This window comes from Kitasatospora sp. Root107 (assembly GCF_001424875.1).
GTDB lineage: Bacteria > Actinomycetota > Actinomycetes > Streptomycetales > Streptomycetaceae > Kitasatospora.
The window spans coordinates 109,167-134,566 of the sequence record NZ_LMCT01000023.1 but is presented as its reverse complement, the minus strand read 5'-3'; the positions used below and the strand labels follow the sequence as shown (position 1 = coordinate 134,566).

The window sequence follows — 25,400 nt, the reverse complement described above, 5'->3', positions numbered from 1 at the left end:
GCGCGGGCCGTCAGCGGACGCTGAGCGGACGCAGGTCGGTCCAGACGGTCTCGATGTGGGCCAGGCACTCGGTGCGGGTGCCCCGGTGGCCGGTCTCGCGCCAGCCGGCGGGTACGGGGGTGACGACCGGCCAGACCGAGTACTGCTCCTCGGCGTTGACGACGACGGTGTGCACGGGCTGGTACTCCTGCTCGGACATGGGGTGGTGCTGCCTTTCGACGGAGGAAGGGGTGGTCATGCGGAGATCGGGTCCGGGAGCTGGTGCTTGATCCGCACCATCGAGGAGGTGACCAGGGGGATCAGCGCGAGGCCGAACCCGAGGGTGGTGATCAGGACGGCGCCGCGCAGGCCCACGGCGGAGCCGAGCACGCCGCCGAGCAGGGCGCCCAGCGGGGCGACACCCATCGCCACGAAGCGGTTGGTGGCGGCGACCCGGCCCTGCAGGCTGTCGGGGGTGATGGACTGACGGATCGTCAGCATCGTCACGTTGTTGGCTACCCCGAAGGAGGCGAACAGGAAGTTGACCACCATCAGGGTGCCGACGGCGAGCGCCCCGCCACCGTGCACCAGGGCGATCACCGGCATCACCAGGTTGGCCACGCTCGCCGTGATCAGCATGGTGCAGCCGTAGCCGAGCTTCTTCGGCAACCGGCCCGCGAACATCGCGCCGACCAGGAAGCCGGGGCCGAGCGCGGCCATCACCAGGCCGATCTGACCCGCCGACAGGCCGAGGGTGTGCGGCATGAACTGGACGAAGACGACCTCGAAGCCGGTGAACGAGATGTTGAAGATCGAGGCCATGATCGTGGTGGTCCGCAGCGGCTCGTTGCGGAACACCACCGAGAGCCCCTCCCGGACCTGACGCAGCGTCCCGGCCGCACCGGTGGCGGCGGCCGGTTCGGCGGCCGGCTCCCGCTGCTTGATCAGCCAGATGTTCAGCACCGAGACCAGGTAGGAGACCGAGGCGGCGAGCACCGCGACCGGTGCGGTCAGCCACTGCACCAGCACACCGGCCAGCGCCGGGCCGCCGATGGTCGCGGCCGACTGGCTGGTCCCGAGCGCCGAGTTGCCGGCGGCGAGGTCCTCCCGGTCGACCAGCCGGGGCAGGTAGGCCTGCGCGGCGACGTCGAACAGCACCGTGCAGCAGCCGGCCAGGAAGCCCAGCAGGTACAGCCAGCTGATCCCCAGCTCGTGCATCCAGTACAGCAGCGGGACGGCGCCGAGCACGAGGGCCCGGCCGAGGTCCGCGGCGGCCATCAGGTTGCGTCGGCACATCCGGTCCACCAGGACACCCGCGAACAGCGAGACCAGCAGGTACGGCAGCCGGATCACCGAGGAGAGCAGGCCGACCTCGGCCGAGCTGGCGGACAGCGCCAGCACCGCCGCCAGCGGCAGGGCGAAGTCGCTGATCTGGGCCGCGAACTGAGAGGCCGTCTGGCCGATCCACAGCTTGGTGAAGTCGGCGTTGCGCCAGACGCTCGGGCGGGCGTCCCGCGCCTGTTCCGGTGGGGTCTCGGTGGTGGTGGGCATCGGGTGCTCCTGGGGGTTCGGAGGAAGAGGGAGGAGGGCCGGCCGGCCGCACTGCTCGCGGCCGGCCGGAGGGTGCGGTGCTACTCGGCGACGACGCCGCTCGGCTGTCCCGCCGCGGCGGCCTCGATCCGGGCCGCAACCTTCGGGACGTTGGGCTGCTCCAGCATCGAGAAGTGGTTGCCGGGCGACTCGTCGATGAGCAGGCGGCCGTCCACCCGCTCCTTCCAGCCGAAGTCCCAGCCGGTGAACAGCTCGGTCTCGGCGCGGATCAGCAGCGCGTCGCCGCGGAACGGCTCGCGCGGGGTGTCGCGGTAGGTGATCAGGGCCCGGGCGTGCCGCTGGTAGAGCCGGACCAGCCGGCGCAGGTCGTCCACGGTGGCGGCGTCGGCGCGCTCGTCGTCGGTGCCGTGGGTGAGCTGGATGACGTACCGGAGCCGGGCGTCCTCGTCCATCGCCTCCAGCACCGCCTCGGTGGTCGGCAGCTTGTGGCCGAACGCACCGAGGATCGCGGCCGACTCCGAGGTCACGTACCGCGGCGGCACCGGGTCGTCGATGCTCGCGCTGACGATGGTGAGCATCGCCACCTCCTCGCCGCCGGCCTGGAGCTGACGGGCCATCTCGTACGAGATCATCCCGCCCATGCACCAGCCGCCCAGGTGGTACGGGCCCTCGGGCTGGATCGCCCTCAGCTCGGAGAGGTAGAGCGCCGCGATGCCCTCCATGGTGTCCGGCCTGGGCACGTCCGGACCCGCGTACTCGGGGGCCTGCACGGCGTAGAACGGCTGCTCCGGGTCGAGCGCCTCGACCAGCTCGGCGTAGCTGAACACGCTGCCGCCCAGCGGGTGGACGAAGAAGATCGGCGGCTTGGAGCCGGTCGAGCGCAGCGCGACCACCACGCTGTTGACGACCTCCTGCTCGCCGTCGATGATCCGGGCGATCCGCTCGATGGTGCCGCCCTCGAACAGGGCCGCCACCGGCAGCTCGACCTCGGTGATGTCCGGCAGCCGCATGATGACCCGCAGCGCGGAGATCGAGTTGCCGCCGAGCTCCAGGAAGGCGTCGGTGACCCCGATCCGCTCCACGCCGAGCACGTCGGACCAGATCTCGGCGAGCGCCCGCTCGGTCGCGGTGCGCGGCTCGACGAAGGCCCCGGCGGCGGATTCCTCGCGGCCCGGTGCGGGCAGCTGGTTGCGGTCGATCTTGCCGTTCGGGGTGAGCGGGAAGGCGTCCAGCACCACGAAGGCGCTCGGCACCATGTAGTCCGGCAGCTCGGCGGCGACGGCGGCCCGCAGCTCGGCGGTGGTCGGCGCGTCGCCCACCGGGGTCAGGTACGCGGCCAGCCGCTTGTCACCGGGCTGGTCCTCCCGGGCGACCACCACCACCCGGCCGACGCCGGGGTGCCGGGCCAGCACCGACTCGATCTCGCCCAGCTCGATCCGGAAGCCGCGGACCTTGACCTGGTGGTCCGAGCGGCCGAGGAACTCCAGCTCACCGGACGGCAGTCGGCGCACCACGTCGCCGGTGCGGTACATCCGGGCGCCGGGCGTGCCGGCGAACGGGTCGGGCAGGAAGCGGTCGGCGGTCAGGTCGGCCCGGCCGAGGTAGCCGCGGGCCAGCCCGTCACCGGAGATCCAGAGGTCACCCGGGACGCCCTCGGGCACCAGGCCGAAGGTCTGGTCCAGCACGTGCACCCGGGTGTTGGCGATCGGGCCGCCCAGGGTGACCGGCGCACCGGGCAGCACCCGCTGGAGGCAGGACCAGATGGTGGTCTCGGTCGGGCCGTAGGCGTTGTGGACCACCGGGAACCGCGCGGTCAGCTCGGCCGCAAGGTCGGCCGGCAGCGCCTCGCCGCCGGAGATCACCCGCAGCGCCGGGTCGGCCCGCAGCCCGGCCTCCACCAGCAGTCGCCAACTGGACGGCGTGGCCTGCATGACGGTGGCGCCGCTGGTCTCCAGGAAGCTGCGCAGCCGGGGGCCGTCCACCGCGATGTCGGGGGCCAGGATCAGTTCGGCACCGACCATCAGCGGCAGGTACACCTCCAGGCCCGCGATGTCGAAGGAGAGTGAGGTGACCGCCAGCAGCCGGTCCCGGTCGGTGATCTCCAGGTCCCGCTCGAAGGACTGCAGCAGGTTGAGCAGGGCGCCGTGCGGGATCTGCACGCCCTTGGGGCGGCCGGTGGAGCCCGAGGTGTAGATGACGTACGCCAGGTGGTCCGGCGTCACCGCCAGCGGCGGCTCGTGCTCCGGGTACCCGGCCGTGGCGGCCGCGTCCACCGCGAGCACCCGGGCCCCGGCCGGGTCGAGCTCGCCGATCAGCTCCGGGTCGGCGAGCAGCACCGAGACCTCGGCGTCGGCGAGCATGAACTCCAGCCGCTCGGACGGGTACCCGGGGTCGAGCGGTACGTACGCACCGCCCGCCTTGAGCACCGCCAGCAGGCTGACGATCAGGTCGGCCGAGCGGGCCAGGTGCACGCCGACCAGGACGTCGGGGCCGACCCCGAGTTCGCGCAGCCGCCAGGCCAGCCGGTTCGACCGGGCGTGCAGCTCGGCGAAGGTCAGCACGGTGTCGCCGGCGCGCAGCGCCACCGCGTCCGGGTGCTCGGCGGCGCGCCGGGCGAGCAGCTCGGGCAGGGTCTGGCCCGGGGTGCGCGGCGCCGCGGTGTCGTTCCAGCCGCTCACCAGCCGGGTCAGCTGCTCGTCCGCGAGCAGCCCGGCGGCCTGGGCCGGGGCGGTGGGCTCGGCCACCAGGGCGGCCAGCGCGGCGGCGTAGTAGCCGCCGATCTCGGTGATCCGCCCGGCGGAGAACTCGGCCCGGTCGTAGTTGAACCGCAGCCGGACCTCGCCGGTGGCCGGGTCGGTGCCGAAGTTGGCGGTGAACGGGAAGTTGGTCTGCTCGAAGAACTCGCCGCCGGTGATGGCGATCTGCTCCAGCGTCATGTCGTAGCTGCGGAAGCTGCGGTGGTCCACCACGACCTCGAACAGCTCGGGGCGCCGCAGGTCCTGCAGCAGCTGCGCCATCGGGTAGCGGCGGTGCGCGAGCGCCTCGCTCTCCTGACGGTGGATCTGCTGCGCCAGCTCGATCCAGCTGACCCCGGCCACCTCGGCCACCAGCGGCAGGGTGTTGAGGAAGAGGCCGACCACCTGGTCACCGTCGGCGGTCTCCGGGCGGCCGTTGCTGACCCGCCCGGTCACCACCCGGGTGGAGCCGGAGAGCAGTGCCAGCACCCGGGCGTGCGCGGCGAACATCACCGACTTCACCGGCACCTTGGCCCGGGCGGCCACCGCGCGCAGCCCGGCGGTCAGGTCGGCCGGCAGCGGTACCTCGTACACCTGGGCGGTGCGCTCGGCGGCCAGGTCCTGGTCGGGGTACCGGGGCAGGCCGGTGAACTCGGTGTCGGAGAGCGTGCGGGCCCAGAAGTCCCTGGCCTCCTGGCCGGCCAGCGCCTGCTGCTCCAGGGCGAGGTAGTCGCGGAACCGGGTGGCCGGGGCGGTGGCGCCCCCTGCTTCGAGTTCAGTCGCCCGCCCGGCCAGCCGGGCGTCGTAGCCGGTGAGCAGCTGAGAGGTCACCAGGGACAGGCTCCAGCCGTCCAGGATCGCGTGGTGGAAGCTCAGGTTGAGCTGGAAGTCGTCGTCGGCGAAGACCAGGACGTGCAGCTTGAGCAGCGGGGCGACGGCCAGGTCGAAGGCGGTGGCCTTCTCGGTGGCGGTCCACTCGGCGGCCCGGCGCCGCTGGTCCTCGGCGGGCAGGCCGCGCAGGTCCTCGACGGTCAGCGGGGTCGGCACGGCCGAGTGCACCAGCTGCATCGGCTCGCTGAAGTTGGTCAGGTCGATGGAGCTGCGCAGCATGTCGGAGCGCGCGATCACCCCGGCGAACACCTCGTCCAGCGCGGCCCGGTCGAAGCGGCCGGCCAGCCGGATGGCGGAGATGTCGTGGTACGTGGGCGTGTCCCGGTCCAACAGGCTGTGGTAGAGCATGCCGGACTGGAGCCTGGTCAGCGGGTAGGCGTCGACGATGTCGCCGAGGGTCATGGCGGTCCTTTCCAGGGACGGTCGGGGAGGGGGTGCTACTTGGCGCGGAGCTTGGCCAGGTCCGCCGGGGAGAGCAGGCCGAAGGCGGCGACCGGGCGCTGCTCCTGGGCCACCTCGGTGCGGGAGGCCAGCCAGCCGGCCACCGCCTCGACCGTCTGATGGGCGAACAGTTCGGTCAGCGGGATGTCGAGGCCCTGCTCGCGGGCGAGGCCGACGACCCGGACGGCGTGCATGGAGTCGCCGCCGATCTCGAAGAAGTTGTCGGTGGCGCCGACCCGGTCCAGCCGCAGCACCTGCTGCCAGAGCTCGGCGAGCTGCTGTTCGGTGCCCTCGCGCGGCGCGGTGTACCCGGCCGTCGAGGACCGGTCCCGGTCGGGCACCGGCAGCGCCTGGCGGTCCACCTTGCCGTTGGGGCTCAGCGGCAGCGCGGGCAGCGCGACGAACGCACCGGGCACCATGTAGTCGGGCAGCAGCCGCCCGATCCCGGCCCGCAGCGCGGCCCGGTCGGGCACCGGGCCGCCGTCGGCCGTCGGCGTCAGGTAGGCGACGATCCGCCGGTCGCCCGGCTCGTCCTCCCGGACGATCACCACGGCCTGGCCGACGCCCGGCTGTTCGGCCAGCGCCGCCTCGATCTCGCCGAGTTCGATCCGGAAACCGCGCACCTTGACCTGGTGGTCGATCCGGCCGAGGTACTCCACCGTGCCGTCGGGCCGCCAGCGGGCCAGGTCGCCGGTCCGGTAGAGGCGGGCGCCGGGCTCGGCGAACGGGTCCGGCACGAAGCGGTCGGCGGTCAGCTCCGGCCGGCCGCCGTAGGCCCGCGCCAACTGCACACCGCCCAGGAAGAGTTCGCCGGGCACTCCGATCGGGGTCGGGGCCATCGAGCGGTCCAGCACGTACACCCGGGTGTTGGCGATCGGCGCGCCGATCGGCACCGTGGGCCTGGTCCAGCCGGGGCGGCTGGACCACCGGGTGACGTCCACGGACGCCTCGGTGGGCCCGTAGAGGTTCTCCAGGGCGGCGGTCGGCAGGGCGCGGTGGAAGCGCCGGGCCAGCTCGGCCGGCAGCGCCTCGCCGCTGCACGCCACCAGCCGCAGCGAGTGGCAGTCCGGGGCCGCGGCGGCGGTCAGGAAGGTCTCCAGCATCGGCGGGACGAAGTGACACACCGTCACCCGCTCGCGCTGGATCAGCCCTGCCAGGTAGTCCGGGTCGCGGTGTCCGCCGGGCTCGGCCAGTACCATCCCGGCCCCGGCCAGCAGCGGCCAGAACAGCTCCCAGACCGAGACGTCGAAGCTGATCGGCGTCTTCTGCAGCACCGTGTCGTCCGCGCCGAGCCGATAGGCGTCCTGCATCCACAGCAGGCGGTTGACGATCCCCCGGTGCGGCACCTGGACACCCTTGGGGCGGCCGGTGGAGCCGGAGGTGTAGATCACGTACGCGATGTGGTCCGGACCGGCGGTCGGCTCCGGGGCGTGCCCGGGGTACCCGGCCCCGGCCTCGGGGCCGACCCGGACCACCGTGACGCCGTCGGCGGCCGGTGCGTCCGCCGCGCCGTCGGGGCCGGTGAGCAGCACCGGTACGCCGGAGTCGGTGAGCATGAACTCCAGCCGCTCCTGCGGGTAGCCGGGGTCGAGCGGCAGATAGGCGCCGCCCGCCTTGAGCACCGCCAGCAGGGCGACCATCAGCTCGACCGAGCGCTCCAGGTGCACGCCGACCACCACGTCGGGGCCGACCCCGAGCTCGCGCAGCCGCCAGGCCAGTCGATTGGCCCGCCGGTGCAGCTCGGCGTAGCTCGCCTGCCGCCCGCCGATGCGCACCGCGGTCCGCTCGGGGGAGCGCTCGGCCTGCTCCTCCAGCAGCGAGGTGAGGGTGCGCTCCAGGTCCCAGCCGACGGCGGTGCTGTTCCACTCCCGCACCACCCGGTGGCGCTCGGCCCGGCCCAGCAGCTCAACGGTGGCCACCGGCACGGCGGGGTCGGCCGCCACGGCGGCCAGCACGTTGGTGAGGTGCTCGATCAGCCGCTCGATCGTCGCGGGGTCGAACAGGTCGGTGTCGTAGTCCAGCCAGCCGAGGATCTCCTCGCCGGTGTCCAGCATCCGCAGGTTCAGGTCGAACTGGCTGTTCGCCTCCGACACCTCGACCAGCTCGCTGGTCACCCCGGGCGCCTCGAAGGCGCCGAGCCGGACGTTCTGCAGCGCGAACAGCACCTGGACCAGCGGACTCCGAGAGAGGTCACGCTCCGGCGCGAGCTCGGCCACCAGCTTGCCGAACGGCACCTCCTGGTGGGCGAAGGAGGCCAGCGCGCTGTCGGTGACCCGGCGGACCAACTCGTCGAACCCGGGCTCGCCGTGCAGGTCGAGCCGGACCGGCACGGTGTTCAGGAAGCAGCCGACCAGGTCCTCGAACTCGGCCCGCTCCCGGTTGGCCACCGGGGTGCCGACCAGCAGGTGGTCCTGGCCGGTGTAACGCGAGAGCACCACGCCGAACGCGGAGAGCAGGGTCATGAACAGCGTGCCGCCGTTCCGCAGCGACAGCTCGCGCAGTCGCTCGGACACGACCGGCTCCAGCACCAGCCGGCGGCGCGCGCCACGGTGCGCCTGGACGGCGGGTCGGGGCCGGTCGGTGGGGAGTTCCAGCACGGTCGGCACGCCGGCCAGCTGCTCCGTCCACCCGGCGAGCAGCGCGGCCGCCGCGTCGCCGTCCGGCTCGGCCCGCTGCCAGCGGGCCACGTCGGCGAACTGCAGTCCGGAGCCGAGCTCCGCCGCACCGTCGGCCAGGGCCGCCCGGTAGGCCCGGGAGAGGTCGTCGAGCAGCACGCCGAACGACCAGCCGTCGAAAACGATGTGATGCACCGTCAGGACGAGCAGCTGCTCCTCCGCGCTGCTGCGCAGCACCAGCGCCCGCAGCAGCGGGCCGACGGCCAGGTCGAAGGGCCGCTTGGTCTCCCGCATCGCCTCGGCCAGCGCCGCCCCGGCCGGGTCCGGCGCGGTGCGCAGATCCACCTCACGCACCGTCACCCTCGCACCCAGGGTGGGCTGCTGGACCGGAGCTCCCCCGGCCAGCGTGAAGCCGGTCCGCAGCACCGCGTGACGACGCAGTACGGCGTCCACCGCGATCTGCAGGGCCCCGAGGTCAAGCGGCCCGCGCACCTTCAGCACCAACGGCATGTTGTACGCGGCATCGCCGGGGCGCAGCTGCTCCTCCAGCCAGAGCCGCTCCTGGGTCCAGGAGAGTGGGGCTGGTGCGTGCTCGTCGGACCGGGGGACCGGCCGCTCGGCGCCCGTGCCCCGGCCCGTCCGCTCGACCAGGGCGGCCAGCCCGGCGACGGTCGGGTGCTGGAACAGCTCGCGCAGCGACAGGGCGACGCCCAGCGTGCGGCGGACGCGCACCAGCACCTGGCTGAGCAGCAGCGAGTGGCCGCCGATCGCGAAGAAGTTGTCCCGGCTGCCGATCCGCTCGCGGCCCAGCACCTCCCGCCAGATCCCGGCGAGCTGCTCCTCCAGCTCCCCGGCCGGGGCCACGTACCGGCCGACCGCGGCCTCCTCGCGGCCCAGCCGGCGCAGCGCGGCCCGGTCGGTCTTCCGGTTCGCGGTGAGCGGCAGCTCGTCCAGCACGACGAAGGCGGACGGCACCTTGTGCTCGGGCAGTGCGGCGGCCAGCTCGGCCCGCAGCTCGGCCAGGTCGGGCCGGACGCCGCCGGTGGCCAGGTAGCCGACCAGCCGGTGGCCGCCGGACCGTTCCGGCACGGCCAGCACCACGGCCTGCCGGACGGTCGGCTGAGCGGTCAACGCGGCCTCGATCTCGGCCGGTTCGACCCGGTGGCCGCGGATCTTGACCTGGTGGTCGGCCCGGCCGAGGGGGTCGATCAGACCGTCGGGGCGCAGCCGGGCCAGGTCGCCGGTGCGGTAGACCGGGTCGGGACCGGCGGCCGCGAACGGACTCCGGCCGAACCCGCCGGTGCCCTCGGCGTAGCGCGCCAAGTGCGGGGTGCGGACCACGAGTTCACCGATCTCGCCGATCGCGGCGGGCCGGTCACCGGCCAGTACCAGCAGCTGCACCTGGTCGATCCCGGGGCCGAGCGGCACCGGGCCGGCGCCGCCCGGCGCGGGCTGCCCGGCCCGCCGGGCCAGGTGCACCGAGACGGCCTGCGGAGTCTCGGTGGCGCCGTACAGGTTGAGCAGGTCGGCGGCCGGGGCGAGCGCCGCCCAGTCCCGCAGGGTGCGGTGGCCGAGCACGTCGCCGCCGAAGCCGGCCAGCCGCAGGAGGGGCCAGCCCGCGCCGTCCGCAGCGGCCAGCGCGGCCCCCAGTGCGGGGGTCAGGTGGGTGACGGTGATCCGGTCCCGGCGCAGCGACTCGGCCAGCGCGGCGGTGTCCCGCAGATCGGCGCTGGGGAAGACGGCGCCGGCGCCGGCCCAGAGCGGCGCGAGCACATCGCGCAGGAAGGGGTCGTGGCCGAGGCCGGAGAGCACCGAGAACCGGTCCTCGGGGCCGAGTGCGAAGGCCCGGGTGTACCAGTCGAGGAAGTGTGCGAGCGGGCCGTGGTCGCCGAGCACTCGCTGGGGGCGCCCGGTGGTGCCGGAGGTGAAGCTGACGTAGGCCAGGTCCCCGGCGGTCGGCCCGACCGGAGCGGGCAGCGGGTCACCCGTGGCGTCGAAGGGGATCACCGGGCCGGTCATGAAGCTCTCGACGGCCCGGCCGGGGGCGGCCGAGATCCACGCGACCGGCTTCAATTCTGCGGCCCGCAGGGCGAGTTCGGCTGCCGGGTAGTCGGCGTCCAGGATCGCGAAAGCCGCCCCGGCGCGCAGGGTCGCGAGCAGTGCCACCACGACGGCCGGGCCACGGGTCGCCTGAACCGCCACCACGTCGCCGGGGCGGACGCCGCGGGCGAGCAGCCGCGCGGCCGTCCGGTCGGTCTGCTCGGCGAGCTCGCGGTACGTCCAGCTGCGGTCCGGGCCGATCAGGGCGGGCCGGTCGGGCTGTCGGCGGGCGTGCGCGGCCAGCCGCTCCAGTACCGATCCCGGGTAGCCGGCGGGCAGTTCGAGGGTCGGGTCGGGGGTGAGCGCGGTGGCGCGGGCGGTGGCGAGGGCGAAGGAACCGAGCGGGCGGGCCGGGTCGGCGACGGCCTGAGCCAGCACCAGGCCGACCTGCTCCAGCAGGTCGGTCACCCGCTCGGCCTCGTACAGCTCCGCGTCGTACACCGCGTCCAGGGCCAACTGCCCGTCCACCGTGGAGACATAGAGGGTCAGGTCGAATTTGCTGTCGATCTCGGGGAACGGCAGCTGCTCGACCGTGCAGTCCGGCAGCTCCAGCGGGGCGGCCGGCGGCAGCACGTTGAAGAAGACCTGGACCAGGCCGTTCCGCCCGGGGTCGCGGTCCGTGGCGCGGTCGGCGGCCAGCTGCTGGAACGGCACCCGCTGGTGGGCGAACGCCTCCAGCGCGCTGTGCCTGACCCGGCCGAGCAGCTCGGCGAAGGACGGGTCGGCCCCCAGGTCCAGCCGGACGGGGAGGGTGTTGAGGAAGCAGCCCAGGACGCGGTGGTCCCCGGCCCGGCGGGTGGAGACGGGGGTGCCCACCAGCAGCTCGGGCAGGCCGGTCTGCCGGGAGAGCACCACGCCGAAGGCCGACAGCGCCGTCATGAACAGGGTGCATTCGTGGGTCCGGCCGAGCTCGCGCACCCCGGCGCTGACCGTGGCGTCCAGCAACAGCCGCTGCTGGGCCCCGGGGTGGCTCCGGACGGCCGGACGGGGCCGGTCGGTGGGCAGTTCGAGCACCCGGGGCGTCTCGTCGAGGTACTCCCGCCACCAGCCGAGCAGGCCGTCCAACGCCTCGGGGGTGAGCTGCTCGCGGTCGGCGCGGACCACCTCGACGAACTGGCGGCGGACTGGCGGGAGGTCCGGCTGCCCGCCGGTCAGCGCGGCCCGGTAGGCCGCCGACAGCTCGGCGAAGAACAGGCCGAACGAGGTCCCGTCGAACACCAGGTGATGGACCGTCACCACCAGCAGCTGCTGTTGCTCGGCGGTGCGGATCACCAGCACCCGCAGCAGCGGCCCCTCGGTCAGGTCGAACGGCCGCCGGGACTCCCGCAGCGCGGCCTCCCGGCCGGCCTCGGCGGCGTCCGGCAGCTCCCGGAGGTCCAGCACGGCCACCGGCGCCTCGACCGTCGGCAGCACCTGCTGGACGGGGGTGCCGTCCAGGTCGGCGAAGACCGTGCGCAGCGCGGAGTGCCGGGCCACCACGGTGTCCACCGCGTGCTGCAGGGCGGCCGGGTCGAGCGGACCGTCGACCCGGGAGATCACCGGCATCAGGTAGGCGGAGCCGCCGGGCCGCAGCTGCTCCTCGAACCACATCCGCTCCTGGGTGGAGGAGAGCGGGAGGCCGGGGGCCGCACCGGCGACGGCGGTGCGGTCGGGGGCGGGCTCGGTGAAGGTGTCGGTCATGTCAGGTCCTTGGTGAGCAGCAGGTTCAGCTCGGATGCGAAGAGGCCGGTGAGCAGGGCGAGGGTGTCCGGCGGCAGCAGGCCGAGCGGCGCGTGCAGCGCACCCGTCAGCTCGTCGCCGTCCTCCCACAGCTCGCAGCAGAGTTCGGTCTGCGGGCCCAGCGGCGGGGCCGGCCGGGGGCGCAGGGCGGCGGCGCCGAGCCGCACCGGGGCGCTGACCCGCTGGAGCACGAGCATGGTCTGGTAGAGCGGGGACCGTCCGGCCGGTGGTCGCGGTGCCGTGAGCGAACGCCGCCAGCAGCCGGTCGCCGACCAGGGCGAGCAGCTCCGGGCCGGACGCGCCGGGGTGTCCGGGCACCCGGATCGGCAGGCCGTTGGCCAGGTACCCGATGGTTCGGTCGTCCGCCGGGGCCCGGTCGGCGACCACGGTGCCGATGGCCAGGTCGAGTTGGCCGGTCCAGCCGGAGAGCGCCCGCCACCAGGCGGCGAGCAGCAGGGTGAGCGCGGGGGTGCGGTGGCGGACGGCCGCCGCCCGGAGCAGCCCGGCCGTCCCGGCGGGCAGCGCGATCGGCTGCCCGGTCACCGGGGCGGTCCAGAGCTGCCGCAGGTCCGGTGTGGCCACCGGCAGCGCCAGGGGCTCCAGGCCCGCCAACTCCGCCTGCCAGAAGGCCCGGTCGGCGTCGGCGGCGTCGGCGGCTGGTCCGGCGGCCGGGGGCCCGGATGCCGGCGGCAGTGCCGCGCCGTCCCAGGCGGCGGCGAGGTCGCCGAGCAGCACCTGCTCCGAGTGCGCGTCGTACACCGCGTGGTGCACGGCGATCAGCAGGGTGTGCCGGTCGGCACGCTCCGTCAGCAGACCGGCGGCGAGCAGGGGGCCGTTCGCCAGGTCGTGCACGGATGCGGCCAACTCATCGGTGAGCGAAGTGAGTTCACTCTTGCCCGGGCCGGAGCGACGGAGCAGGGGAGGCAGTGCGGGGTGCGCGGCCACGGCACGGTGCGGTCGGCTCCGGTCGAGCGGGAAGGTGGTCCGCAGCGCGGGGTGTGCGGCGGCGACCGCGGCCAACGCCTGCTCCAGGCGTTCGGCGTCGATCGGCCCGGAGACCTCGATCCGGCTCATCGCCACGTGGCCGGGTGCGCCGGGCGCCAACTGCTCGGCGATCCAGAACCTGCGTTCGCCGGAGGAGAGTTGGCCGTCATCGCGGCCCGGGCGCGAAGCCGTGCGCCCGGGCCGGCGGGCGGCCAGTCGCTCCAGGGCGACGACGGTGCTGTGCCGGTAGACGTCCCGCGCGGAGAACTCGGTGTCCAGCAGGACGGACAGCCGGGCGGCGATCCGCAGCATCTGGAGCGAGTTGGCGCCGAAGGACAGCAGGTCCTGGTCCGGGCCGAGCCAGGGCACGCCGAGGATCTCGCGGACCGCGCGCAGCGCCGGTGACCCGTCCGGCCCCTGTACGGGTGCGGCCGTCCCGGTGGGCTCCACCGGCCGGACCAGCTGTTCGACGGCCCGCAGGTCGGCCTTCCCGGTCGGCCCGAGCGGGAGGGCGTCGAGCCGGACGAACCGATCGGGCCGCAGGTACGAGGGCAGCGCGGCCGCGCTCAGTCGGCTCAACTCCTCGGCCGTCAGGGCCGGTCCCGGTTCGGCGGTGTAGGCGCAGACGGTGCCGGTGACGGTGCCATCGGCCGTGCGGACCGGCAGCAGGAAGCACTCCCGGACGCCGTCCAGGGCGCCCAGCACCCGCTCCACCTCACCCGGTTCGATCCGGTAGCCGCGTACCTTGAACTGCCGGTCGGCGCGGGCGAGGTAGCTGAGCCGGCCGTCGGCCGTCATCCGGACCAGGTCGCCCGTCCGGTAGACCCGCAGCGGCTCCCGGCCCGGCAGCTCCAGGACACCGAAGCGCTTGGCGTTCTCCTCCGGCCGGTTGACGTAGCCGAGTGCCAACCCGTCGCCGCCGATCAGCAGTTCGCCGACCTGGCCGACCGGGGCGAGGCCACCCTCGGCGTTCAGCACGGCCAGCACGGTGTTGCGGATCGCGGTGCCGATCGGGATGCCGTCGGCCGCGTCGAGGTCGGCGGCGGACACGTCGTGGGTGGTGGCGAACACCATCGACTCGACCGGGCCGTAGCAGTTGCTCAGCCGGACGCCGGGGTGCTCGGCCAGGAAGGTCGCGAGGTGGGACGGGGAGACCCGCTCGCCGCCGACCATCAGGTGGCGGACGCCGGTGAAGGCGCCGGGGTCCTCGTCCAGGATCAGGTTCGCCAGCGAGCTGGTCAGGAACAGGGTGTTGACCCCGTCCTCCCGGACCAGTCGGCGGAGCCCGGCCGGGGTCAGCAGACCGTCCGGGACCTCCACCGCGCAGCCGCCGTTGAGCAGCGAGCCGAAGGTCTCCAGCGTCCCGGCGTCCCAGTACGGTGCCGCCACCAGCGGCATGACGGTGTCCGGGCCGAGATCCGCGTAGCCGCCGTCGAGGAAGCTGCGGAGCACCGCCCGGTGCGGCACGGCCACGCCCTTGGGCCGGCCGGTCGAGCCGGAGGTGAAGAAGACGCAGGCCGGCGCGTCGGCGCCGGTGAGGGAGCGCGGCACCGGGCAGCGCGACGACGGGTACCGCGGCCGACGCCAGGCCCGCACCGGTGGTGTCCAGCACGAACGCGGCGGCCAGGTCGTCGACGACCCCGTTGACGCGCTCGGCGGGCCACTGCGGGTCGAGCGCGGCGTAGGCGCCGCCCGCCAGCAGGACGCCCAGCGCCGCCACCGTGAACGCCTCCCCGGGACGGGCGAGGACGGGAACGAACGAGCCGGGCCGGACGCCCAGTTGACCCAGCGTCACCTGTACGGCGCGCGCCCGTTCCACCAGTTCGTGGTAGCTGACGACGCGTCCGCCCGCCCGCAGCGCGGGAGCGTCCGGCGTCCGCGCGGCCACCGCCAGCACCGCGTGGTGCGCGGTGGCGGCGGTGGGGATGGCGGTGCTCGGACCGAATGACAGTGATCCGTTCATGATCTCGGCGGCGGGCCGCCACTCCTTCGTTCTACTGCTGGGCGGGACCGCTCAGCGCGGTGTTCACCGTCTCGGTCAGCCCGTCCGGGGTGGAGTTGAGGACGTCGAGGAACTCGACCTCGACGCCCCACTGCTCCTCGATCCGGGAGACGATCACCACCGCGTGGAACGAGTCGCCGCCGTGCCCGATGAACGAGCCCTCACCCGGCACCTCGACGCCGAGAATGTCCGTCACCAGAGCCCTGATCTCGGTGGCGGCGACGCGCCCGGCGAACGTGTTCTGGACTGACACCGGAATCAACTCCGAACTCTTGGGAACCATTAGCCGTGGACATGACAAGTCGGGTCCGGTAAATCTGGACACATTGCTGTCGTGCTGAATTCATGCTGATTAATATTTCGCGGTGGCCGACCGGCTGTCCGCTGCCGCGGTTCTGCCTTCCGGCACTGCTGCCGCGATATCGTCGCGGCAGCAGCGGGCGACTAGCTCCAGCCGGTGTCGGGGACGCCGAGCCCGGTGGCCGAGACGACCGTGGACGGGCTTCCGGGCTGCTCGGCGGTGGTCACGGTCGCGCCCAGGGCCAGGGCCAGCGCGCCTGCCAGGGCGGCGGAGAGCATGATGATTCGCTTGCGGGTGGCGCTCATTTTTTATTCCCCCATGATTCGGTGCAAAGGCCCTCGGGGGATCGCCCCGTTCGGCCATGTCTCAAGCATCATGAATTGGCAGGTCGCGGTCCAGCTCGGAAGGCCGCATGATGGTGAGCTGCACCAAGATGAAGGGCGACCAAAGAGTGAATAACACTCCTAAATCAGACATCATGGCCCGGCTGCAAGACCTGCAGGCCGAGGACATGCAGGTTTACGGATGGGCCGTCACCCACGGCTGTCTGGTGGCCGAGGACGCTGCTGTCGGTCTGGGCATCTCCCCCGAGCGGGTCGCTCGCTCGCTGGAGCTGCTGGCGGCCGTGCCACTGATCAGCCGGGACGGCGACGACCAGCACAACGGCGGGCCACCCGGCTGGAGACCCGTCGACCCCCAGCTGGCCAGCGCCGAGGTGGCCGCCACCGAGTCCAGGCTCCGCCGGGGCCTGGCCGGCATCTTCTCGATCTGGGACACCGTCGACTCGCTCAACGCGCTGTACGCGACGGGTGTCCAGGAGGCCGCCAGAGAAGTGCCCTTGGAGCTCGTCGAGTCACTGGACCGGGTGATCGAGATGCTGGAGGAGGCGAGTGACGCCTGCCGGTCGGAGGTGATGACCTCGCAGCCGGGCGGGGGGCGTCCGGCCGCGGAGCTGGAGCAGTCGATCGCCAGGGACCTGGCGATGATCGAGCGCGGCGTCCGGATGCGCACGCTCTACCAGCACACCTCGCGTCACCACGCCCCGACCCAGGTCTACGTCGAGCGGGCCACCGCGATCGGCGCCCAGGTGCGCACCCAGGTCGAGCTGTTCGGCCGGATGATCGCCTTCGACCGCGAGGTGGTCTTCCTCCCGCACTCGCAGGTCAAGGGAGGGGCCGCCGTGATCCGGGATCCGTCCACGGTCGCCTTCCTCTGCACCGCCTTCGACCGCAACTGGCAGATGGGCGCCCCGTACAGCCCGGCTCTCGCGGACGGTGAGGTGCGCGAGGGCGTCAAGCTGGCCATTCTCACCATGCTCAGCGAGGGTCTGCGGGACGAGACCATCGCCCGCCGGCTGGGCGTCTCCCTGCGGACCTGCCGCAAGTACATCGCCGACCTGTTCGAGCAGCTCGGTGCGGAGAGCCGCTTCCAGGCGGGCTACCTCACCCGGGCCCGGGACCTGCTGGACGGCGCGGCCGAGGAGCCCTCCGTCGGCTGACGCGCCCGGGGCACAGGGGCTCGGGGTCGCGCGCTGGGCAGCGCGCTCGGTTGCGCTGCCCAGGCCCCGGGCCCCTGCTGCCCGCTCAGCTGCGGGCCGCGCTCACTTCCCCGAGGCTCCCGATCCGGCCGAGCAGGTCGACGATGCGGGACTGGACGTCCTCGGAGGTGGAGCGTTCGGCGAGGAAGAGTACGGTCTCGCCGGTCCGCAGCCGGGGCAGTTCCTGCGGGTCGAGGTCGACCGAGGTGTAGACGACCAGTGGGGTGCGGTGCAGCCGGTCGTTGGCGCGCAGCCAGTCCAGCAGGCCGACCCGGCGGCGCCGGATCTGCAGCAGGTCCATCACCACCAGATTCGGCTGCACGCTGCTGGCCCGGGAGACCGCGTCGTTCTCGTCGGTGGCGTGCTCGACGTGCATGCCGCGCCGCTCCAGGCTGGCGATCAGCGCGGCCGCGATGTCCGGGTCGGACTCGACCAGCAGCACCCGGGAGGAGTGGTTCTCACTGTCCTTGGGCGCCAACGCCCGGAGCAGGACGGCCGGATCGGCCCCGTACGCGGCGTCCCGGGTGGCCTGCCCCAGACCGGCGGTGACCAGGACCGGCACCCGGCTGTTGAGTGCGGCGGTCCGCAGCGACTGCAGGGCGGTGCGGGTGATCGGCCCGGTCAGCGGGTCGACGAAGAGCGCGGCGGGGTACGCGGACACCTGGGCGTCCACCTCCTCGCGGGAGCGGACGATCACCGGCCGGTAGCCGCGGTCCTGGAGCGCCTGCTTGGTGGACGGGTCGGGCTCGGGCCAGACCAGCAGCCGGCGTGGGCCGCCGTCGACGGTCGGCACCACCATGGTCGGCGGGTCCTCGGCCATGACCGGTGCCGACTCCCGCCCGGCCAGGGCGAGTTCGGCGGTCGGCCGCGGGGGCGTACGAGGCTCGACGGGCGCCGGGGGCTCGCTGCTCTGCGCCGGCGCACTCGCCAGGGCGGGCAGCGCAGGACGCTCGACCGGCGCGGACTGCTGCGGGAAGGCGTTCGGGAACGCCCCCGCGAAGCCACCCGAGGGGCGCGGCGGGGTCAGCTCGCCGAGCCCGCTGCCGACCGGCCGGGGCGGCTCGGGCGCGGCCTCCGGCTCGGTCCGCGGCTGCTCGGCCGGCGGTTCGGACCGGCTTGCGCCGGAAGGGAGTTCGAGTGCCCTGCGGGGCTCGGGCACCGGGCTGGGCTCCGACTGGGCGGGCAGCGCCAGCCGACGACGGCGGCCGGTCGGCTGGACGGCCGGCGGCTCGGTCGGAGCGGGCGGCACCTCGGGCAGTGCCAGTTCGAGGCCGGGGTAGACCGGCGTGCCGGGGTCGGGCACCCCGGGGATCGACAGCGACTCCGGCAGCCCCCGACGACGGCGCCCACTGCGGCCGTTCTCCTCCTCGGCCGCGACCGGCTCGGCGGCCACCGGCTCCGACGTCGGCGCGGGCACCGGCACGGCCGCCGGTGCGGGCATCGGTTCGGGCATCGGCTCGGACACCGGCGAGGTGGTCGGGCCGGGGCCGAGGGCGATCGGGCCCCTGGCGGGCTCGGCCTGACGATCCGTCGGGCCGCTCCGCTCCGCCTCGGGCCGCTGCCCGTCGGTGCTGTCCGCCGGGCTCTCGGCTACCTGTTCCTTGGCCTCCGGGACGTCCGCCGGGGGGACCTCGGGGAGGTCCGGCAGCATCGCGGTGTCGGTCTCCTTGGGCACATGGTGGTGCACCGTCGCGCCGGCCCCGGTCACCGTGGCCGGGTCGAGCGGGAGTTCCACCACGTACGTGGTGCCGGCCCGGGACGGGAGTTCGTGCCGCTGGAGCACTCCGCCGTGCCGCTCGACCGTGCTCCGGGCGATCGGCAGGTGGACCGGGTTGACCGTACGGGAAGGACCGCGCACCTCGATCCGGGCGACCTCGCCGCGCTGGGCGGCGGCCAGCACCACCATCGGTGCCTCGGCCACGCCGTCGGGGTTGGTGGTCGCGCCGGGTGTGTCCAGTGAGAGCGCCACGCCGCTGACGTCCGCCACCAGGTGGGCCAGGGCCCGGGCGAGCCGCTCGTGGTCGGCGACCACCACGACGCCCGCCGCGTGCACCGAGTACCTGACCCGGCCCGCGCCGACCAGCTCGCCCGCCTGCTCGACGGCGCGCTGGACCACCTTGTCCAGCCCGACCGGGCGACGGTCCAGTTCCTGCTGGCCGGTCTCGGCCTCGCTCTCGAACCGTTGGTGGGTGAGCACCCCGTCGATCAGCGTGCCGAACCGGCGGCACTCGTCGGCCAGCCGCCGCAGGGTCCAGTTGGCCTCCGGCCAGAGCTGCCCGGCCGGGTCGGCGGCCAGCGCGTCGATCCGCCGGTGCAGTGCCTCCAGCGCCCCGCCCAGCTCGCTCTCCAGAACGGCCGTCAGATGTTCGTTCCGCGCGACCAGTGCCAGCTCCCTGGTCCGGTCGGTGAAAGTCATCACGGCGCCGACCAGCTGGTCACCGTCCCGGACCGGGGCGGTGGTCAGGTCGACCGTCACCGCCCGTCCGTCCTTGCGCCAGAGCACCGCGCCCCTGACCCGGTGCTTGCGGCCCGAGGTCAGGGTGTCCAGCAGCGCCGAGCCCTCCAGGGCCAGCGGGCTGCCGTCCGCCTGCGAGTGCTGGATCAGCGGGTGCAGCTCGCGGCCGCCCAGCTCGCTGGCCCGGTAGTCGAGGATGTGCGCGGCGGCCGGGTTGACCAGCACCACGCGGCCTTCGAGGTCCACTCCGAGCACGCCTTCGGCGGCAGCTCGCAGGATCATCTCGGTCTGCTTGTGCTGCCTGCGCAGTTCGGCCTCGACGCCGAGCCGGCTGCTCAGGTCGCGGACCAGCAGGAGCAGCAGCTCACCGGCGGAGCCGCCGTCCTGGGGGTAGAGCGAGGTGTAGCCGGAGCTGCCGCGGGCCTCGCCGTCGTCCGTGAAGTCGTTGCCGGAGACCTCGACCGGGAAGGTCGAACCGTCCGTCCGGCAGGCGGTCATCCGGACCGGCCGGTCCAGCCCCTCGGGCTCGCGCGGGGCGGGCCGCATCGAGCCGGGGATCCGGCTCGGGTCGAACTCGGGCAGCAGAGCCAGCACGCCCATCCCGACCAGCGAGGTGCCCGGGGTCTGCATGGCCTGGACGGCGGCGGAGTTGGCGTCCACCACTGTTCCGTTGCTGTTCACCAGCAACAGGGCGTCGGGCAGCGCATCGAGTATGGCGGCGAGGCGAGCAGCGCCTCGGATCGGCCTGCTGCTCACGTCGACAGGTCTCCTCACGGCTTGCATCACGGCGTGCGACCGGCGGCTCGCGCTCTCCTCGGGAGACTGGAGTATCTCATTCTTCTTTGCGCCGTGGACGACCCGGCCGGTAACGTTGTCGGTGGTTGGTGTCAGGCCTTGGGGTTGTGGCATCATCTCAGTCGCACGGAGTGCACCGCTGGTCGGTGTGGTCCGTCGTGGAGGAGGCTTCGCCTAGTCCGGTCTATGGCGCCGCACTGCTAATGCGGTTTGGGCCTTCAAGCCCATCGAGGGTTCAAATCCCTCAGCCTCCGCCACTGGAGCCCCGTCGGTCAGAGACCGGCGGGGCTCCTGTCGTAGCCCGGGGCAATCGATTTCGCCCCAGGTCGAGGGTCATGTAATGTTGCTTCCGCACCGCCCCGCAAGGCCCAGGCCGCACGGGGCGAGCGCTCATAGCTCAACGGATAGAGCACTTGACTACGGATCAAGAGGTTGCAGGTTCGAATCCTGCTGAGCGCACCACGCACCACCGCTCTGCGGCCTGTCAGTTGGGCCGCCCGAGCGCTCATAGCTCAACGGATAGAGCACTTGACTACGGATCAAGAGGTTGCAGGTTCGAATCCTGCTGAGCGCACAGATCGAAGGCCCCGGGTTCATCGCCCGGGGCCTTCGCCGTTCCCGGCCACCCAACTCGCACGGCCACCCGACTCGCCCGGTCACCGGACCCACGGTGCGGACCGGGGGGTGAGGAACCACTCGGACGAGGAGAGCGGCCGGCCGCTGCGCGCGGTCAACGGCGCGGGGTCGTACCGGATCAGTTCGGGTTCGGCGTGCAGCTCGACCAGCAGTTCGGCGAGTTCGGGCGCGAGGTCCGGTGGGCCGCTGAGGTAGATGTCGTGGCCGGACCAGTCGGAGACGTGCCGCAGGCCGGTCCGCAGCAGGTCCACCGCCGCCTCCCGCTCGGCGCCGTCCTCGGGAGCCGCCAGCACCACCTCCAGCCAGGCGTGTTCGGCGACCAGGGCCCGGACGGCCGACAGGTCGTACTGGTCGGCGTCCTGCCGGGCGGCCAGGAAGACGGTGGCCGAACGCTCCCGGCCGCGGGCCAGCTGCTCGATCAGCGCCTTGACGGTGGCCCAACCGGTGCCGCCGGCCACGGCCAGCAGCGGCCGGTCGGAGCGCTGGTCGACCACGGTGTCCCCGATCGGCGGGCCGAGCAGCAGCGTCTCGCCGGGCAGTACGTCGTTCACCAGCAGGCTGCTCAGCTGCCCGCCGAACACCCGGCGGACGTGCAGCTCCAGGGTGCCGTCGGTGCGCGGCGCGCCCGCGATCGTGTACGAGCGCCAGAGCCGGGGGAGCCGGGGCGAGCTGAGCGAGAGGTACTGGCCGGCCGTGTAGGGGTACGGGCGATCGGGCCGGAGGGTGAGCACCACCAGGTCGGCGGCCGCCCGCCGACGGTCCGTCACCTCGGCCTCCCACCAGGCCGGGGCCTGGGCGTCGGCCTGGGCACTCTCGAGCATGGTCTGCGAGATCACCGTGTACGCCTCGGACCAGGCCTTCTCGATCTCCTGGGTCCAGGAGTGGCCGGAGAAGTGCCGCAGCGCGGCGAGCAGGCTGGCTCCGACGGCGGGGTAGTGCTCGGCGGCAGCCTGGAACTTCCGGTGGTCCCGGCCGAGCGCGCGCAGGTACTCGGTGAACTGGTCCGGCTGTTCGAGCTGGAGCACCACCTGGGTGAGCGCGTTGAACAGGCGGTCGCGCTGCTCGGTCAGCTCCGCGGGGAACAGTCGGCGGAGCTCCGGGCTGTGTGCGAACAGGTGCACGTAGAAGTACTTGACCAGCTGGTCGGCCCGGCGCTCGACGACGGCGAAGCTGGCGCGGATGAGCGCGGGGTCGAAGGACACTGCGCAGATTCTACGCAAGCTGCGAATTATTCGAACAGGTATCAGTAATGAACGGTCAAGCGCCGGACAGTAACGGCCGGTTGGCCACCAACCCCGAGTGGCTGAAAACGGATAACCCGTCAGTTTCCTAGGCTGCCGGACGAGTGACCGCCAATCGGGTAGCACTGGGGCATTCCTCGCGGTGTCACGGTATGACGGACTCCAGATCGTGATTCCGTTTTGTCAGAACTTATGCCTGCCGCACCGGTTGGCGGCCGACACCGAAGGAGAGCCGGATGAGCCGACAGTCCTCCCATGCCGCCGAGTCGTCAGCCACCAGCTCGGGCCGGTGGGCCACGAGACCGCCGAGACGGAACGGAATCACCCGGAGAATGGCCGCGATCACGGCCACCGGGCTTCTGGTCGGCGGGAATCTGACCCTGCTCGGTCCGGCTGCCGAAGCCCAGCAGACCCCGGAATCCTGGACCGCCGAGCGCCGGGCGGTCCTGCCGTCCGGTCTCGGCATCCAGTTCGACTTCGCCCCCCTCCCCGGAATCGCGGTCCGGACCGCCCCCGGAAAACTCGCCACCGGCGGCCCCGGATACGCGGACGGACTGCGCGGCGGAGACCCGGCCACCCGCTTCGAACTCGGCGTGGAACGCCCGACGGCCGACGGCTCCTGGCGCACCCTCGGCACCCTTCAGCTCTCCTTCGGTCGCGCCGTCCGCAATCCCCGGCTGCACCTCAGCGGACTGGCCGCACTGGCCACCGGCAAGGGTGGCTCCACCGGGACCGCGAGCCGACTGACCGTCACGGGCGGCTCCCCGAGCGCCCCCAGCCTGGTCGCCCGCACCGACTGGGCCGGCTGGACGGTCGGCGACAACGCCCTGACCCCGACCGGCGAGGGCGCCACGGACGGGACCACCCCCGGCAGCGGCACGCTCGAACTCTCCGGCACCGTCAGCACGGTGACCTTCCGGGTCGAACAGCGCAGCACGCCACGGGACGGTTCCAGCACCGCTCCCGAGCCGCTGGCGCAGGCGTACACCGTCACGCTCGACGAAGGCGTCGGCACCGCCCCGCAGGGGTACGGGAACGTCTCGCACCTGGTCTCCGACGTCTTCCTCGGGCGGACCGCCACCGGTACCGCCGGGGTGCGGCCGACCGTCGCCGGTGCCTCCGCGCACCGGCTGGTGCCCGCCGGCGGCTCGGCCCCGCAGGAGCCGGCCGAACTGCGCGAGCGGGACCAGCCGATGGTCGAGCTGGACGGCGGCGCGAGCCGCCGAAGCCCGTGGGCCAACCCGGCCCCGCCGGAACTCCAGCCCGGCCGCGGGGAGTACCAGGGTGCCGACCCGACCGTCCAGTTCCCCGCCGAGGCGGCGATCGGGCGGTACTACGGCCTCACCGTGCCGGTCAGCCCCGGCCCGGGCCCGGCCACCCTGGCCGGCTGGATCGACTTCGACCACAACGGGAGATTCGACGCCACCGAACGAGTGCAGAGCGAGGTGGTGGTCGGCGCGAAGAGTGCGCGGCTGGAGTGGACCGTCCCCGGCAACGCCGCCGTCGGTGAGACCTGGGCCCGGCTGCGGATCGCCCGCAACTCCGCCCAACTCGTCACTCCCGGCGGCTTCGCCGACTCCGGCGAGGTGACCGATCAGCAGATCAAGCTCACGGTCGGAGCCGCCCGGCCGGAGATCACCGGTCCGGTCAGCGGAGCCGTGGTGGCCGATCCCCGCCCGGAGATCCGGGGCGAAGCCGGGGTGCAGGGCGCCACCGTCGCGATCATGGCCGGTGACAGCACGCTCTGCCGGGCCGCCGTGGGCAAGGACGGCCGGTGGAGCTGCCGACCCGACACGCCACTCCCGGCGGGCAGCCACGCCCTCACCCCGGTGGAGACCACCAAGGGCGGCGTGGTGCTGCGCGGCGAGGAGATCCGGATCACCGTCAAGACCGAACCGCCGGCCGCGCCGGTGCTCACCCTGCCCGAGTACACCAACGACCCGGGCCTGCTGCTCACCGGCACCGGCGACCCCGGCAGCACCGTTTCGGTGGTGGACGCCGCCAACGCGCCCGGCGCCGGGCGGATCGCCGGCGAGCTGTGCAGCACCGCCGTGGCGGCCGACCACAGCTGGTCCTGCCTGCCGGTCGAGAACCTCGCCGACGGCAAGCACCAGCTGACCGCAGCGGCCACCGACGGCGCGGGCAACCGGACGGCCGGCCAGCCGGTGCCGCTCACGGTCGACACCGTGGCGCCGCCCCGGCCGATCCTCGGCTCGCCCACCGCAGGCACCGAACTCACCTCCGCCCGCCCCCGGCTGACCGGCCGGGCCGAACCCGGCTCCACCGTCACCGTCACCACCCGGGGCGGTACGGCCGGGGAGCGGGTGGTCCTGTGCACCGCCGTGACTGGGGTGGACGGGGCCTGGAGCTGCACGCCCGCCCGGGACCTGACGGCGGGTGAGCAGACCCTGGTGGTCACCGCCACCGACCGGGCCGGCAACGCCACCTCGGCGGATGCGGTCACGGTGACGGCGCGGCCGGTGGCGGTGCCGTCGGCTTCGGCTTCGCCGTCGGTGCCCGGTTCGCCTTCGCCCTCGCCCTCGTCCTCGTCCTCGTCCTCGGCTTCCGCTTCCGCTTCGGCGGCTGCCTCTGCCTCGGCCTCTGCGGTGCCCTCAGCCGTACCGTCGCCGTCGCCGGTGCTGCCGTCGCCTGCGGTCACACCCGTACCCGTTCCGTCGGTGCCGTCGCCTTCGGAGTCGGTCGTCGGTGTCGAACCTCCTTTCGGTGAGCCGGTGTTGACTCCGGACCAGGCCGCGACGATTCTGCCGATCGTGGTTCCGCCGGTGCTGGCCCAGCTGCCTGTGGTGCTTCCGTCACCGGCCCCCTCGGTCGCGCCTGTGCCATCCCCGTCCTCGTCTGTGCCCCCGCCCCCGTCCCCGTCCCCGTCCGTGGCTGCGGTCGCACCGTCGGCCTCGGCGGCAGCTCCGGTCGACGGGTCGGCCTCTCCGGCGGTCGGCGTGGTGGCGGCGGCGAGTGGCGTGGCCACACCGAGTGCCACGTCCTCGCCTGCAGCGAGCACTTCGCCGACGGTGAGCGCGAGCCCCACCCCCGCCGCCACGAAGGCCGCCGCGCCTGCTGCTCCCGCCGCTCCAGGGGAGTCCGAGGCGTCCGACTCCGGCAGTCCGTCTGCCTCGGCTTCGGCTGACCCGACGGGCCCGGAGGCGCGCAACCTCGCCGCGCCGCCGGCCGGCGCCGAGCGTCCGAGCTCGGAGACGTGGCGTACGGCGGCCTGCGGTGTGCTGCTGATGCTGGCGGCCTTCGGACTGCTCACCCGTCGGGTGTTCGGTCGTGGTCCGGGTGGGCGGCGACGCCGCTGAGCTGGGGATCTGACGGCGCGTCGTCCGACGCGCCGTCAGATAAGCTGCGACACGCCGCGCACTAAATGTCGCATTTGATGACTTATCAACTTAGCCTGAAT

The 25,400-nt window shown here is 73.5% G+C and carries 10 protein-coding genes, 3 tRNA genes and 1 pseudogene; 5 read left to right on the top strand and 9 right to left on the bottom strand.

The annotated features are described in order from the left end of the window. Positions 1-10: 10 nt before the first annotated feature. The 7 genes and pseudogenes from ASC99_RS20665 to ASC99_RS38765 all read right to left on the bottom strand — a co-directional run bounded on the left by ASC99_RS20665 (position 11) and on the right by ASC99_RS38765 (position 15,623). The gene (locus tag ASC99_RS20665) at positions 11-199 is read right to left on the bottom strand and encodes an MbtH family NRPS accessory protein (RefSeq protein ID WP_057234219.1); all 189 of its coding nucleotides are present in this window, start codon (positions 197-199) and stop codon (positions 11-13) included. Positions 200-234: 35 nt separating this feature from the next. Continuing rightward, positions 235-1,530 (bottom strand): MFS transporter, encoded by a 1,296-nt coding sequence (locus ASC99_RS20660; RefSeq protein WP_057234218.1) that lies wholly within the window; start codon positions 1,528-1,530, stop codon positions 235-237. 80 nt (positions 1,531-1,610) lie between these two features. Continuing rightward, positions 1,611-5,558, bottom strand: a complete 3,948-nt coding sequence (locus ASC99_RS20655; RefSeq protein ID WP_057234216.1) for a non-ribosomal peptide synthetase — start codon at positions 5,556-5,558, stop codon at positions 1,611-1,613. Positions 5,559-5,593: 35 nt separating this feature from the next. Further along, the gene (locus ASC99_RS41945; protein ID WP_162257903.1) at positions 5,594-14,566 is read right to left on the bottom strand and encodes a non-ribosomal peptide synthetase; all 8,973 of its coding nucleotides are present in this window, start codon (positions 14,564-14,566) and stop codon (positions 5,594-5,596) included. Between the two features lie 109 nt (positions 14,567-14,675). Then, positions 14,676-14,978 (bottom strand): annotated as a pseudogene (locus tag ASC99_RS42165) (AMP-binding protein); the annotation flags it as partial. 31 nt (positions 14,979-15,009) lie between these two features. Beyond that, the gene (locus ASC99_RS20645; protein ID WP_057234212.1) at positions 15,010-15,270 is read right to left on the bottom strand and encodes an acyl carrier protein; all 261 of its coding nucleotides are present in this window, start codon (positions 15,268-15,270) and stop codon (positions 15,010-15,012) included. 191 nt (positions 15,271-15,461) lie between these two features. Further along, positions 15,462-15,623 (bottom strand): hypothetical protein, encoded by a 162-nt coding sequence (locus tag ASC99_RS38765; RefSeq protein ID WP_157531654.1) that lies wholly within the window; start codon positions 15,621-15,623, stop codon positions 15,462-15,464. A gap of 173 nt (positions 15,624-15,796) precedes the next feature. Between ASC99_RS38765 and ASC99_RS20640 the strand changes: the two genes are divergently transcribed. Next, positions 15,797-16,816 carry a helix-turn-helix transcriptional regulator gene (locus ASC99_RS20640; RefSeq protein ID WP_057234210.1) on the top strand — a complete coding sequence of 340 codons (1,020 nt, stop codon included), beginning with the start codon at positions 15,797-15,799 and terminating at the stop codon, positions 16,814-16,816. 85 nt (positions 16,817-16,901) lie between these two features. Here the strand turns inward: ASC99_RS20640 and ASC99_RS20635 are convergent, their stop codons facing one another. Then, positions 16,902-20,066, bottom strand: coding sequence for a PAS domain-containing protein (locus tag ASC99_RS20635; RefSeq protein WP_057234208.1), 3,165 nt, complete (start codon positions 20,064-20,066; stop codon positions 16,902-16,904). Between the two features lie 202 nt (positions 20,067-20,268). On the opposite strand from ASC99_RS20635, the gene ASC99_RS20630 reads away from it, so the two are divergent. The 3 genes from ASC99_RS20630 to ASC99_RS20620 all read left to right on the top strand — a co-directional run bounded on the left by ASC99_RS20630 (position 20,269) and on the right by ASC99_RS20620 (position 20,679). After that, positions 20,269-20,362, top strand: a tRNA-Ser gene (locus tag ASC99_RS20630). Positions 20,363-20,491: 129 nt separating this feature from the next. Further along, positions 20,492-20,567, top strand: a tRNA-Arg gene (locus tag ASC99_RS20625). 39 nt (positions 20,568-20,606) lie between these two features. Next, positions 20,607-20,679 (top strand) — tRNA-Arg (locus ASC99_RS20620). Positions 20,680-20,761: 82 nt separating this feature from the next. Here ASC99_RS20620 and ASC99_RS20615 read toward each other — a convergent pair. Continuing rightward, on the bottom strand, positions 20,762-21,943 hold the full coding sequence (locus ASC99_RS20615) for a globin domain-containing protein (protein WP_057234206.1): 1,182 nt from the start codon (positions 21,941-21,943) through the stop codon (positions 20,762-20,764). Positions 21,944-22,314: 371 nt separating this feature from the next. Between ASC99_RS20615 and ASC99_RS20610 the strand changes: the two genes are divergently transcribed. Beyond that, positions 22,315-25,299 carry an Ig-like domain-containing protein gene (locus ASC99_RS20610; RefSeq protein WP_057234204.1) on the top strand — a complete coding sequence of 995 codons (2,985 nt, stop codon included), beginning with the start codon at positions 22,315-22,317 and terminating at the stop codon, positions 25,297-25,299. Positions 25,300-25,400: the final 101 nt, after the last annotated feature.

Excerpts from the sequence above, each read along its gene's own strand:
- ASC99_RS20665 (WP_057234219.1), bottom strand. The coding sequence starts at position 199 with ATGTCCGAGCAGGAGTACCAGCCCGTGCACACCGTCGTCGTCAACGCC.
- ASC99_RS20660 (WP_057234218.1), bottom strand. The coding sequence starts at position 1,530 with ATGCCCACCACCACCGAGACCCCACCGGAACAGGCGCGGGACGCCCGC.
- ASC99_RS20655 (WP_057234216.1), bottom strand. The coding sequence starts at position 5,558 with ATGACCCTCGGCGACATCGTCGACGCCTACCCGCTGACCAGGCTCCAG.
- ASC99_RS38765 (WP_157531654.1), bottom strand. The coding sequence starts at position 15,623 with ATGAGCGCCACCCGCAAGCGAATCATCATGCTCTCCGCCGCCCTGGCA.
- ASC99_RS20640 (WP_057234210.1), top strand. The coding sequence starts at position 15,797 with ATGGCCCGGCTGCAAGACCTGCAGGCCGAGGACATGCAGGTTTACGGA.
- ASC99_RS20610 (WP_057234204.1), top strand. The coding sequence starts at position 22,315 with ATGGCCGCGATCACGGCCACCGGGCTTCTGGTCGGCGGGAATCTGACC.